This is a genomic window from Pedobacter aquatilis (assembly GCF_032678425.1).
Lineage (GTDB): Bacteria > Bacteroidota > Bacteroidia > Sphingobacteriales > Sphingobacteriaceae > Pedobacter > Pedobacter aquatilis_B.
Window position 1 is genome coordinate 153,690 of record NZ_JAVTSG010000007.1, and the last position, 13,485, is coordinate 167,174.

At 37.2% G+C, this 13,485-nt stretch carries 6 protein-coding genes; 5 read left to right on the forward strand and 1 reads right to left on the reverse strand.

The features are described from left to right. Window positions 1-4: 4 nt before the first annotated feature. Window positions 5-769 (reverse strand): SDR family oxidoreductase, encoded by a 765-nt coding sequence (locus R2Q16_RS18955; protein WP_316739457.1) that lies wholly within the window; start codon window positions 767-769, stop codon window positions 5-7. Between the two features lie 342 nt (window positions 770-1,111). Here R2Q16_RS18955 and R2Q16_RS18960 point away from each other — a divergent pair, with 342 nt between their 5' ends. The 5 genes from R2Q16_RS18960 to R2Q16_RS18980 are packed head-to-tail and all read left to right on the forward strand — an operon-like array spanning window position 1,112 to window position 13,382. Further along, window positions 1,112-3,862 carry a hypothetical protein gene (locus tag R2Q16_RS18960; protein ID WP_316739459.1) on the forward strand — a complete coding sequence of 917 codons (2,751 nt, stop codon included), beginning with the start codon at window positions 1,112-1,114 and terminating at the stop codon, window positions 3,860-3,862. Between the two features lies 1 nt (window position 3,863). Continuing rightward, window positions 3,864-5,411: an MGH1-like glycoside hydrolase domain-containing protein gene (locus tag R2Q16_RS18965; protein ID WP_316739460.1), complete on the forward strand. Its 1,548-nt coding sequence runs from the start codon at window positions 3,864-3,866 to the stop codon at window positions 5,409-5,411. Between the two features lie 15 nt (window positions 5,412-5,426). Continuing rightward, window positions 5,427-7,013: a glycoside hydrolase family 28 protein gene (locus R2Q16_RS18970; protein WP_316739461.1), complete on the forward strand. Its 1,587-nt coding sequence runs from the start codon at window positions 5,427-5,429 to the stop codon at window positions 7,011-7,013. A 41-nt stretch (window positions 7,014-7,054) separates the two neighbouring features. Beyond that, on the forward strand, window positions 7,055-9,868 hold the full coding sequence (locus tag R2Q16_RS18975) for a glycosyl hydrolase family 95 catalytic domain-containing protein (RefSeq protein ID WP_316739464.1): 2,814 nt from the start codon (window positions 7,055-7,057) through the stop codon (window positions 9,866-9,868). Between the two features lie 4 nt (window positions 9,869-9,872). Beyond that, window positions 9,873-13,382, forward strand: a complete 3,510-nt coding sequence (locus tag R2Q16_RS18980; RefSeq protein WP_316739466.1) for a malectin domain-containing carbohydrate-binding protein — start codon at window positions 9,873-9,875, stop codon at window positions 13,380-13,382. Window positions 13,383-13,485 lie beyond the last annotated feature (103 nt).

Here is a 13,485-nt window from a genome sequence, read left to right on the forward strand (position 1 = left end):
ATTGTTAATTATTTAAAGTTGTAAATCCACCATCTATTGGGTAATCGCATCCGGTTATAAACGAAGCCTCATCGCTACATAAATATAAAGCTAATGCACCAACTTCTTCAGGTTTAGCCATTCTACCAATAGGTTGTGTTTTTGATAGTTTTTCAAACATTTCGTCAATATTATCCGGATAGTTTTTTTGCAAAAATCCATCAACAAATGGCGTATGTACACGAGCCGGAGAAATTGAATTGCAACGGATGTTGTCACCGATGTAATCTTTGGCCACGCTCATGGTCATGGCTTTTACTGCACCTTTGGCAGTGCTGTAGGCAAATCTATCAGGCAAACCGATTAGCGCTGCAATAGATGCCATATTTATAATTACACCGCCACCCGAAAGTTTTAATAAGGGAATGGCCGCGTACAAACAATTATAAACGCCTTTAACATTTACACGCATAATGCGGTCAAAATCCGATTCTTCGGTAGTATCGGCTTTGCCAATGTGTGCAATTCCGGCATTATTAACTAAAATATTTATCTGTCCAATTTTATTAAATGTTTCGATAACGGCATTGTGATCAGAAACATCGCAGGCGTAACTGAATGCACTATTTCCTGCCGATTTAATTTCCTCAATTGCCGAATTGGCTTGCTCTAAACCAAGTTCTATAATGTGTACTTCTGCACCTTGAGCAGCAAGAACGGTTGCTATAGCTTTACCAATGCCGCTACCGCCGCCGGTTACAATTGCTTTTTTATTTTTTAATGAAAACATGCTTTTATTTTGATGTTATGTGTGAGTTAGCATCGCCGAAATATAGCGAATTTAATGCCTTTAAATTATGATACTCATAAATGTTACCTTGGTTAGAGATAAATTCAGTTACAAATAAAAAAGAATTTGCAAATTGAAAATTATACCTTCTTGCCTAAATATTATCTAATCTTTGCACTGGTTGATTTTTCAAATTATTTAACAGCTCAGCTTGCAGAAATTTTACAAACTTGACCCAATATATTACTTATATTTGAATATTACTTTTATATTTAAATAATATTTTAACCAAATATACTTCAAAGCCTATCAAAAAAGGCTTTAAGTTGTAGAGCCAATTAAATGAGAAATTTTCTGATTTTTGTTACCTGTCTGTTTTTATTGCCCATATTTTCTAGTGCTAAAATTGAAAAGACGAATGAAAGCAAAACCATTTTTGTTTCTGCTGAAAGTAGTCTTCGCATCAATTTTGGAATTGAGAAATTATCAGCTACGCTAAAAGACAATAACTATAAACCGATATTAAAAAGCATAAAACCAAGCCAAAAGGTAACACTTACAAAATCTGCTATTGTTGTTGGTAAGCTTGGCGATAAAGCGATTGAATCTCTGCTTCCGCAAACTCTAAAAAGTAAAGTATTAGGATCTGGTAAAGAGGGTTTCACTTTAATGTATGATGCCAAAGGTACGCTTTATATTATCGGTGCTGATGATTCTGGTACTCTTTATGGTTGCATGGAATTGGTAGAACAGATTAAAAATCAAGGTAAAATTCCTGGTAATATTTCGGTTAATGAGCAACCGGAAATGGTATTGCGTGGCACTTGTATAGGTTTGCAAAAACCTGATTATTTACCAGGACACGATGTTTACGAATACCCTTATACACCAGAAACTTTTCCATGGTTTTACGATAAAGAACTTTGGATAAAGTATTTGGATATGATGGTTGAAAATCGTTATAACTCTCTTTATTTATGGAATGGCCACCCGTTTTCTTCTTTGGTAAAGCTAAAAGATTATCCTTATGCCAAAGAAGTTGATGAAGAAACCTTTAAAAAGAACGAAGAAATTTTTAAGTTTTTAACGTATGAAGCGGATAAACGTGGAATTTGGGTAATTCAAATGTTTTATAACATTATTATTCCTAAACCTTTTGCTGAAAAACATGGCTTAAAGACGCAAGATAGAAACCGACCGATTATACCGCTAATTTCTGATTATACCAGAAAATCTATCGCCGCATTTGTAGAAAAATATCCTAATGTTGGCTTAATGGTTGCACTCGGCGAAGCGATGGAAGGTGTTGGTCAGGATGATATTGATTGGTTTACCAAAACAATCATCCCTGGATTGAAAGATGGTTTAAAAGCATCTGGCAGAACAGATGAACCACCAATTGTGCTGCGTGCGCATGATACCGATGCACCCGCGGTTATGAAAGCTGCTTTACCTTTATATAAAAATCTATACACCGAGAATAAATTTAACGGAGAAGCTTTAACCACTTACGAACCCCGAGGTGCATGGGCAGAATTGAATAGAAAACTTGCATCTATTGGAACAATAAACATTTCTAACGTACACATTTTAGCCAACCTGGAGCCTTTTCGTTATGGTTCGGCAGATTTTATACAGAAATCGGTGCAGGCAATGGATAAAATTTACGGTGCAAAGGGCTTGCATTTGTATCCGCAGGCAAGTTATTGGGATTGGCCTTACACTGCCGATAACGTTAAAGGCCGCTTGTTGCAAACCGATAGAGATTGGATTTGGTACAAAGAATGGGGGCGTTATGCCTGGAATAGTAAGAGAGACAGAAATGCCGAGATTGAATATTGGGGCAATGAACTTTCAAAGAAATACGGAACAGATTTAAACGGAGGAAAATCTATCTTAAATGCTTACGAAGAATCTGGAGAGATTTCGCCAAAGCTTTTGCGCCGTTATGGCATAACAGATGGAAATAGGCAAACCCTAACTCTAGGTATGCTTATGACGCAATTGATTAATCCTTTCAGGTATGGTTTGTTTACCTTAATGTACGAGTCTGAAGCCCCGGAAGGCGAAATGATTATCGAATACGCTGAAAAGGAATGGAAAAAACAAGGGCACATTGGCGAAACGCCAGTTCAAATTGCCAGGGAAGTTGTGGAGCACGGAAAAAAAGCCATTATTGCCATTAATCAGGCGAAGGCGACAAAAGATACAGCTGAGTTTAGCCGATTGAAAAACGACATTTACTGTTATAATGCCATGGCAAATTCTTACGCCGAAAAGGTTAAAGCAGCACTTTGGATTCTGCGCTATAAATATTCTAATGATGTTAGCGACCTTGAAAAAGCACTGCCATCATTACAAAAAAGCTTGGATTCTTACACGGAGTTGGTAAAACTTACAGAAAATGATTACCTGTATGCAAACAGCATGCAAACCAAGCAGCGCAAAATACCAATGCGTGGCGTAGATAAAACTTTTATCACCTGGAAAGAAATGCTGCCTGTTTTTACCAAAGAGTTCAATCATTTTAAACATAGTATCGATTCTTTAAAATCGGTTAAGCCAGGTTCGGAAATTAAAATCATCGCGTATAAAAACGCTGATGTTAAAATCCTTTCGCCGAAGGCAGAAGAAATTGTTTTTGATAAAAACGTAAATGTATTTGCTGATACCAATACTGTAATTAAAGAAATCACACCAGAATTAATCGGCTTAAAAGGCATAAAACTTTCAAAATTAAATCAGATAAAAGCAGGCACTGAAATAAAATTCAGTACAAAATCTGCAATTAAGCTTTTGGTTGGTTATTTTAATCCTAAAGATGCGGGTACCTTACATCCGCCTCAATTAGAAACAGATGCGAGCGCCAATAATTATGGTCAATCTGAAATTAAAATCTCGAATGCACTGGTTGTAAATGGTTATTTGCCGCTTAATGTTCATTCTTATTCTTTTCAGGCGGGTTCGCATACTTTAACTTTGGGTAAAGGCGCATGCTTAATTTTAGGTTTTATTGATGATAAACAAGAACTACGCATTTTTAATGCCGGTCTTGATGGTCGTGGAAAAGATATTGACTGGTTATTCGAATAAAATGAAGAAGATTTTTTTAACGATATTATTTGCAACCTCCTTCGCGTTTGCAAGTTTGGCGCAACAAAAAACAATTCCTTTAAAAGCAAAACTTAAGGGGTATGTAACTTATTTTAATTCAATCGATACGGAAGCGGTAAAAAACTTTGTGCCAAATGCCAACGCTTACAATTGGTTATCAGAAAACATTCCGCTGTTAGAATGCCCTGATAAAGTTTTAGAGCAAAATTATTATTACCGTTGGTGGTCGTTTCGCAAGCATTTAGTTAAAACGCCTGATGGCTTCATTTTTACTGAATTTATCGAGCCTGTAAAACATGCCGGGAAATATAACTCCATCAGCTGTGCTGCAGGTCACCATATTTATGAAGGCAGATGGTTAAAAGATAACTGCTACTTAAAAGATTACATTAAATTTTGGTTTTATAATGCCGATGTTGGTCAAACCCGACCTCGTTTCCATCAGTTTAGCAGCTGGATAGATGATGCCATTTATCAAAATCAGTTGGTTAACCCCGATGCTTCATTTCTTAAAAATATTTTCCCTGCTATGGATGCAGATTATGAAAAATGGGAGAAAGAACGTGGTTTAAAAAGCGGTTTGTTTTGGCAGCACGATGTTAAAGATGGTATGGAAGAATCGGTTAGTGGTTCCAGAAGAGACGAAAACCGAAGACCTACAATTAGCAGTTATATGTTTGCTAATGCAAAGGCAATGGCTCAAATCGCTGTTTTATTAGGCGATAATGACCTTAAAAATAAGTATGATGCAAAAGCGATTGCTTTGAAAAAATTGGTTCAAGATAGCTTATGGAATGTTTCTTCATCTTTTTTTGAAACTAAATTAGCTAAAGGCGGCTTGGCAAACGTAAGGGAGGCTATTGGTTTTATCCCATGGGATTTTAACCTGCCGGATGATAAACCTGAATATGCGGTGGCCTGGAATCAGCTTCTAGATACTGCCGGATTTGATGCGCCTTGGGGTTTAACAACCGCAGAACGTAGAAATCCAACTTTCAGAACGCGTGGAACGGGGCATAGCTGCGAGTGGGACGGTGCGCTTTGGCCATTTGCAACATCGCAAACATTAAAAGGACTCTCAAATTTATTAACCAATTATAGAAACCACGGCAAAATGACTGCTGATGTTTTTTATGATGAATTGCATACTTACGCTAAATCTCATACAAAAAATGGCAAGCCGTATTTAGGCGAATATCAGGATGAGAAAAATGGCGAATGGCTTAAAGGCGACAATCCACGAAGCAGTTTCTACAATCACTCCACTTTCTGTGATTTGATTATTAACGACTTAATCGGCGTTAAACCTCGTGCAGATGAAATTTTTGAGCTTTATCCACTTATCCCGAAAGGTAAATGGGATTGGTTTAAACTTGATAATTTATCTTACCACGGCAAAATCATCACCATAAAATGGGATAAAACAGGTAAGAAATACAATCAGGGGAAAGGTCTTTCTGTCTCTGTAAACGGAGTTGAAAAATATAAAGGTGTGGAGTTGAAAAAGGTACTTGTAAAGTTGAATTAGTAAATCAAATCGATAATGATATTTAAATCATCAATAAAATTAATAGCCTTATTCTTAGTTTTTTGTTCATCAATTTTTGTGAGCAAGGCACAATCTTATTACAATGTGATAAAGTACGGCGCTAAAAATGACAGCACTAAACTTGCAACTTTAGCCATAAAAAAAGCTATTGAAGCAGCCTCAGCTGCGGGCGGGGGAACAGTTTATTTCCCTGCCGGAAAATACTTAACAGGCGCTATTCACTTAAAAAGTAACATTACCATTTTAATTGATGCAGGTGCCGAATTGCACTTCAGCGATAATTTTGACGATTATTTGCCGATGGTGAAAAGCCGTTATGAAGGTGTAGATGTAACCAGTTTTTCGCCCCTGTTTTATGCTTATAAAGCTGAAAACATTTCTATAATTGGCAGAGGTTTAATTGATGGGCATGGAAAAAAGTGGTGGGATTTTGTTGAGGGTTACAAAGAAGGTCAGGCTCGCTCAAAATGGCAGCTTCAGTTTGATGAATTGAATAAAGATATTGTGCTTCCGGATGACCCAAAGCAAATGAAACGAGGATTTCTTCGTCCGCCTTTTATACAAACCATGTTTTGTAAAAATGTATTAATTGATGGAATTTCAATCCGAAATTCTCCATTTTGGACGGTAAATCCTGAGTTTTGCGAGAATGTAAAAATCCATGCAGTTACCATTAATAATCCGCACTCACCAAATACGGATGGGATTAATCCTGAATCCTGCAAGAACGTTCATATATCCGATTGCCACATTAGCGTAGGCGATGATTGCATCACCATAAAATCTGGTAAGGATGCACCTGGTAGAAAAATGGGTGTTCCGGCAGAAAATTATGTAATTACAAATTGTACAATGTTATCCGGTCATGGAGGTGTTGTAATTGGCAGCGAAATGTCTGGCGATGTACGCAAAATTGCCATTTCAAATTGTGTTTTTGATGGTACGGATAGAGGAATCAGAATTAAAACGGCGAGAGGAAGAGGCGGAATTGTTGAAGAAATTCGTGTAAGCAATATTATTATGAAGAATATTCGAAATCAGGCGATCGTATTAGATATGCAATATGCTAAAACAACCGTTGAACCCGTTTCAGAACGTACGCCAAGGTTTAGAAACATTCATTTTAGTAACATTACAGGCCAAACAAACGAAGCGGCATATTTAAATGGGATTGAAGAAATGCCGATTGAGAACATCACTTTTAGTGACATAAACATGGAAGCCAAAACGGGTTTTAAAATTGGTTTTGCCAATAAAATTGAGTTCCACAATGTTCAGGTGAATACCGAACTGGGCTCGGTAGTATCAACTTCAAATGTTAATCAGCTAACCATCGATAACGTAAAAACTTATACGCCTAAAGCAAACGCAGCAGTTATCGATTTGAAAAATACCAGCGATACTTTCATATACAATGCTTTTCCAACGGTTGGAACCTCAACCTATTTAAACCTGAGCGGAGGTAAAACTAAAAACATCTCTTTAGGAAATAATAATTTTAAAAATGCAGCAAAAGGTGTGGTTAAAACAGATGATGTAACAGAAAAAGTTAATGTTATCTCTGGCGATAAAGGACAGTAAGATTAATAAATTATTCCACAATGATTGATTTGAACTTAAATATGAATTCTAAAAAAATTGTAGTGCTTTTTGTATGGTTGTTTTGTATTATTTCTATCAAAAGCCAAGCGCAAAATCAATCTTTATGGTACACAAAACCGGCTTCAAAATGGACGGGTGCATTACCAATCGGAAACGGGAAATTAGGCGCAATGGTTTACGGCGGTGTAAACTCCGACCAAATCCAGTTTAACGAAGAAACGCTTTGGAGTGGTAAACCTCGTAATTATAATAGGAAAGGGGCATCAGCCTATTTACCGCAAATTAGAAAGTTGCTTGCAGAAGGTAAACAAAAAGAAGCCGAGGAATTAGCGCAGGCACAATTTATGGGTTTACAAAGTGAACCTGGTAATCGCGAAGCTTGGGTTAAAGAAATTAAATCGGGGAAAGGAATTGAAGGAAATCCACAACTAGCTAGTTACGATGATAAAAATTGGAAGAGCATCAAAGTGCCATCTTACGAAGGTTGGGAAGCGGTTGGTTTAGCCAATTTAGATGGTGCAGTTTGGTTCAGAACTTCGTTTGATGTTCCTGCCGATTGGAAGGGGAAAGATTTGATTTTGGATTTGAACAGAATCCGCGATCAGGATTTTACTTACCTAAATGGAAAGCTGATCGGAAATACTGATAATCTTGAACCTCGAAAATACACCGTTCCTGCATCAGTTATTAAAGTTGGCAAAAACATAATTGCCATCCAGGTTTTAAATTATTACGATAAAGGCGGCATTGCCGGATATAAAGACACAAGCAAAAAAATTGGTATTTATCCAAAGGGCAGTTCAGTTGAGCAAGGGATATCGCTAGTTAAGGAGTGGAAATACAAAATCCAGAACCAAGAGCCGCCAGCGGTTGCTCAATATCAGGCCAGTTATCAGCCTTTCGGCGATTTAAAATTGAATTTCAAACATGGAAATTCACAAATCACAAAATACAAACGCTCCTTGGATTTAAAAACAGCCATAGTTAAAACCAATTATACCCTAAACGGAATCGATTTTGAACGCGAATATTTTGCCAGTCAGCCGGATAATGCGCTTGTTATACATTTAAAATCAAACAAGGCGGGTGCGATAAGTTTATCTGCGGCACTTTCCAGTCCTCATTTAAAAACTGAAATTTCGAAGTTGGATGGGCACACCATTTCGATGAAAGTTCAGGTTAAGGATGGAGCGCTTAAAGGTGAAAGCCATTTAAGAGTGGAGGTTAAAAAAGGTTCTGTTAAAATTTTAGATAATAAAATTGATATAGCTAAGGCTGATGAAGTAACATTTTATCTTACTGCTGCTACAAATTTTGTAAGTGCAAGTGATGTTTCTGGTAATCCAAAATTGAAAAATTTGGCTTCTCAGCTTGGCTTGGCGGGAAAAGGATATGATTCAATTAAACAAGCACACATCAAAGAATATCAATCCTACTACAACACATTCAGTGTGAATTTTGGTCAGTCAGAAAATGAGAATTTGCCAACTGATGAAAGACTGGAAAAATTTGCAACTGCTAATGACCCTGCTTTTGCTGCACTTTATATGCAATATGGTAGATATTTATTGATTTCGAGTTCCAGACCAGGAACACAGCCTGCAAATTTACAGGGTATTTGGAACGATTTATTAAGTCCGCCCTGGGGAAGTAAATATACCACTAATATTAATTTAGAAATGAATTATTGGCCTACCGAAACTTTGAATTTATCTGCGTTAAATGAGCCTTTATTTAAAAAAATAGAAGGATTAGCTATAACGGGAAGCCAAACTGCAAAAGATTATTATAATGCACGCGGTTGGGTTTTACATCATAATACTGATATCTGGAACGGTACAGCGCCTATAAATGCGTCCAATCATGGTATTTGGGTTACGGGAGCAGCGTGGTTAAGTACGCATCTGTGGGCGCATTATCAATTTTCAAAGGACACCGCGTTTTTAAAAACACAAGCTTATCCCTTAATGAAAAAATCAGCTGAATTTTTTGAAGATTTTTTGGTTAAGGATGCTAGAACGGGCTGGTTAATTTCTACCCCTTCAAATTCTCCTGAAAATGGTGGCTTGGTTGCAGGTCCAACTATGGATCATCAAATTATCAGAACTTTATTTAAAAATTGTATTGAAGCGTCAAAAGTATTGGGCGCTGATGATGTGTTCAGGAAATCTCTAGAAGAAAAAGTGAAAATAATTGCACCAAACCAAATTGGAAAATATGGTCAGTTGCAGGAATGGTTAGAAGATAAAGATGATACCACGAACAAACATCGCCATGTTTCACATTTGTGGGGCGTTTACCCTGGAAATGACATAACCTGGGATGCAGATGTCAAAATGATGAATGCGGCTAAGCAATCTTTATTGTATCGAGGTGATGATGCAACGGGTTGGAGTTTAGCCTGGAAAATTAACTTTTGGGCAAGATTTAAAGATGGGGACCATGCAATGAAATTGATTAAGATGCTTATCAAACCTGCAAATAATGGTGCGGGTTCTTATGTAAATCTTTTCGATGCGCATCCGCCATTTCAAATTGATGGAAACTTTGGTGGCGCAGCAGGAATTGCAGAAATGATTTTGCAAAGTCACCAGGGATATTTGGATGTTTTGCCAGCTTTGCCAAGCGATATACCGGAAGGTGAAATACTTGGACTGTGCACCAGAGGTGGATTTGAGGTGGACTTGAGGTGGACTAAAGGTGGACTTTCGTCTTTAATTGTGAAATCAAAAACCGGAGAGAACTGTAGAATTAAATATAACGATAAATCGATTGAATTTAAAACGAAAGCTGGAGAAAGCTACAGCTTGAATAGAGATTTGAAACTTCAATAAAGAAATGATGAATAAAAAAGCCTTACTGATAGTTTTTTTTCTGTTTTTAATATCGAAAGCACACACTCAAGGCATTAGAAAAAATATAAATTTAAACGAGAACTGGTTAAGCATAGCTGATGAAAAAAACATAAATGCATTTAATGGTTTTCACCTGGCGGGATATAAAGCCTCAAACTGGATAAAGGTTAATGTTCCCCATAATTGGGATCAGTACGAGGGCTATAGGCGAAAGCTTCATGGCAATAAGCATGGTTATGCATGGTATCGTAAATCATTCAAAACCAATGAAAAACTAACAGGTAAACGATTTTTTCTATATTTTGAGGGCGTTGGATCTTACGCCACAATTTGGTTAAATGGCAAAAAAGTTGGCTATCATGCAGGTGGAAGAACAACTTTTACGCTAGATGTTACTTCAACAATAAAGCTAAATAATCAAGCAAATATTTTAGCGGTTAGGGCAGATCATCCGGCTAATATTCAGGATTTACCCTGGGTTGACGGTGGTTGCTCAACCGAACGTGGTTTTTCTGAAGGTTCTCAGCCGATGGGTATTTTTCGTCCGGTGCATTTAATCGTTACAAGTGATGTTCGTATTGAACCTTTCGGCGTTCATGTTTGGAATGATGATAAAGTTTCTGAAAAATCAGCAATTTTAAATATCCAAAGTACAATTAAGAATTACAGCTCATCAACAAAAGAAGTCACCGTTCTAAATCAGCTTATTGATGCAGATAAGAAAGTAATTGATGAACAAAAAAGTAAACTTATTGTAGCTTCGGGTAAAGAGGTCAATGTAAAACAAAAAACGGAGGAAATTGCAAACCCTAAACTTTGGTCTTTAGAAAATCCTTATCTCTATACTTTAAAAACCACCATTTTATCTAAGGGAAAAATTATTGATACGTTTGATACACCTTATGGAATTCGTTGGATTAGTTGGCCAATTGGCGAAAATGCAAATCAAAAGCAATTCATTTTAAATGGAAGACCTGTTTTTATAAATGGAATTGCAGAGTATGAACATTTAATTGGGCAAAGTCATGCTTTTAGTAGTGAGCAGATAAAATCAAGAGTTAGGCAAATAAAAGCTGCCGGATTTAATGCTTTTCGTGATGCCCACCAACCGCATAATCTCGAATATCAAATCCATTGGGATAAAATGGGCATCCTTTCCTGGACGCAAATGGCAGCACATATTTGGTATGATACGCCCGAATTTAGAAAGAACTTCAAAACGCTGTTAGTTGATTGGGTTAAAGAGCGCAGAAATAGTCCATCGGTAGTGCTTTGGGGTTTGGAAAATGAAAGTACCTTACCCGAAGATTTTGCCAGAGAGTGCACTGAACTGATTAGGAAACTTGACCCAACAGCATCATCGCAAAGAAAGGTTACAACTTGCAACGGCGGTAAGGGAACGGATTGGGATGTGCCTCAGAACTGGACCGGAACTTATGGTGGTAATCCACAAACCTATGGCGATGATTTACGGAAACAGGTTTTGGTAGGCGAGTACGGCGCATGGCGAACCATCGATTTGCATAAACTTGCTGCTGGCGAAAAAGGTTATACGGAAAATGCGATGACGGATTTGATGGAAACAAAAGTCAGGTTAGCAGAATCTGTAAAAGATAAAACTGCCGGGCATTTCTTTTGGCTATATAGCTCGCACGATAACCCGGGTAGGGTACAAGGTGGAGAAGGATTAAGGGATATCGATAGAATTGGTCCGGTAAATTACAAAGGTATGTTTACTCCTTGGGAAGAGCCGACAGATGTTTTTTATATGTTCAGAGCGAATTATGCACCAAAAGAAACCGAACCGCTGGTTTATATTGCATCACATACCTGGCCGAATAGATGGAATAATCCTGGAATAAAAGATAGTATTGTGGTTTATTCCAATTGCGATGAAGTTGAACTTTTTAATGATTTCGATAAAGAATCGCTAGGTAAACAAAAACGAAATGGCATTGGAACACATTTTCAATGGAATAAACCCAATATCAAATATAATGTGCTTTATGCAGTTGGTTATGTAAATGGAAAGCCTGTTTCGAAAGATTATATTGTATTAAATAATTTGCCCAAAGCGCCGAATTTCGAAAGCGCCTACAACATACAAACCGAAGTTAATTTAGCTAAAGCAGATTACAATTATGTATACCGCTTAAATTGCGGTGGTCCTGATTATATTGATTCAAAAGGTTTTAAATGGTTTGCGGATAGAAATTTAACTGATAATAAAAATTTTGGCTCAACTTCTTGGACAAAGGATTTCAAAGGAATTCCATCTTTTTTTGCCAGTCAACGGAGAACATTCGACCCCATAAAAGGCACAAAGGATTGGCCACTATTTCAAACTTTTAGATATGGAAGAGATAAACTCAAATATCATTTTCCACTTCCGGATGGAGAATATTTAGTAGAACTTTATTTTGTAGAACCCTGGTTAAATACAGGTGGCGGTATGGATGCGACTGGTATGCGCTTGTTTGATGTGGCTTTTAATAATCAAACAGTTCTGAGCAATTTAGATATCTGGAAAGAAGCAGGACATGATGCTGCCTTAAAAAAATCATTAAAATTTACAGTAAAAGGTGGTGTTTTGGATATTTCATTTCCCCAGGTAAAATCCGGGCAAGCTGTAATTTCTGCCATCGCGATAGCGAGTTTAAATAAAAATGTGAAGCCTGCGCCGCAAACAAAATCAATAGTAAAGGCTGCTGAAAATATTTTTACTGCCGATTGGATGGATGTTGGCGATAAGCAATACCTAGATGAATCAATTGAATTTGCTTCATTGCCATCGAATTTTTATGGAGCAGAATGGATAAAAACTTCCAACAAAAAGAAAGAAAAAATTAGCTTCAGCTTAAATGAAACTGCCGATGTTTTTGTACTTATCGATGCGGCTATTAAAGATAAATTTGATTGGCTTAAGGATTTCGAAGACACAAAAACTGTTGCTGAAAATAATGTAGAGGCGAGTTTCAAAGTTTATCGCAAACGATTCGGCAGAGATGATGTAGTTGATTTAGGTTTAAACCCGAATGGTGCTTTAATGTATTCTGTTGTGGTTATTCCGCCGAGTGAGCTAGAGCCTGCTTACGATTTGAAAACTACAACCAGTTACAAAGCCACTGATGCCAAATTAATTGGTACTGGTATTGTTAAAGAAGATTTAATGAGTAAGCAAAGGGTGATTTTTAAATCTCAGGCTGGCGATAGCCTGGAATGGAGTATTTGGGTTGGTGTTGCTGACACTTATTCGCTCACCATTAAATATCACAATCCTTTGGAGAAAAATTTGAAAGCAAAACTGGAGTTTTTATCAGCCGATGGTACAATTATGAAAACAGAAACGGCAGAATTTGCGCCTACAAAATCCGGTAAATGGAATTATTTCAATTCCAATACCGGAAGCATGATTAATGCCGGGAATTATAAATTGAGAATTATCGCTATAGATTCAAAAGATTTAGCCATTGATGCATTGGATGTGCAATAGGAAGTCTGTCAACTGTTGTTGGTTACCTGTTGTCAGTTGCCTGTTAGCCGACTGTTAATTTAAAGCCGCAACCAACAACTCGCACCAGAAAACAGGCAACAGA